We start from the raw sequence: 693 nt of genomic DNA on the forward strand, positions 1-693 counted from the left end.
AACTGAGGGAGAGAAAGCGTTCATGGCTGTCAAACAGCATCCAAAATTGACCAGTTATCAGCGTGCAATTTTGACCAGGTTATGAGGCCTGATTGCGGTGTTTGAACCGGTAGGATTCATTGCCGGTTTCGATGATGTCGCAGTGGTGGGTGATGCGGCCGAGCATGGCGGTCGTCATCTTGGCATTGGTAAAGACCTGCACCCATTCGGAGAAGGATAGATTGGTGGTGATGATCAGACTGGTGCGTTCATAGAGCTGGCTGACCAGGTGTAACAGCAAAGCACCGCCAGACTCCGGGAACGGCAGATACCCCGGTTCATCGAGGATCACCAGATCCACGACATTGAAGAAGCGAACCCGCTGGCCACGATGGATCACCGCAATGCCCAGGGCCGTGGCCAGGTGGTTTTTCCTCGTGCCGGTACCGCCTACCAGGGGTAGTGACCGGGTAGCTGCGATAACCGCCAACTTTTAAGCAGCCACTTCATCAATGGGCAATCTCGTGTCAAAATCTATCACGAGGCCGAAGACACGCTTGATTTCCGGTTCATTGCCGGCATAGGTGTTCAGCAATGCCTGGGCCTGCTGTTTACTGTGCGGGCGCAGCAGATCCATGAGTGCAATCCTGGCTCCGGGGCCGGCATATTTTAGCAGCGTTTATTATGCGGATCGGCTACGCGAGAGTTTCGACC

Annotated in this window: 1 protein-coding gene and 1 pseudogene; both read right to left on the minus strand. The window is 54.5% G+C overall.

The genetic code is table 11. The annotated features are described in order from the left end of the window. Positions 1–79: 79 nt before the first annotated feature. Positions 80–460 (minus strand): annotated as a pseudogene (locus ACOCD2_RS24155) (ATP-binding protein); the annotation flags it as partial. 12 nt (positions 461–472) lie between these two features. Next, the gene (locus tag ACOCD2_RS24160) at positions 473–616 is read right to left on the minus strand and encodes a hypothetical protein (RefSeq protein WP_293650789.1); all 144 of its coding nucleotides are present in this window, start codon (positions 614–616) and stop codon (positions 473–475) included. Between the last annotated feature and the right edge of the window lie 77 nt (positions 617–693).

The organism is Thiolapillus sp., from assembly GCF_048562965.1.
GTDB lineage: Bacteria > Pseudomonadota > Gammaproteobacteria > Chromatiales > Chromatiaceae > Thiolapillus > Thiolapillus brandeum_A.

Excerpts from the sequence above, each read along its gene's own strand:
- ACOCD2_RS24160 (WP_293650789.1), bottom strand. The coding sequence starts at position 616 with ATGGATCTGCTGCGCCCGCACAGTAAACAGCAGGCCCAGGCATTGCTG.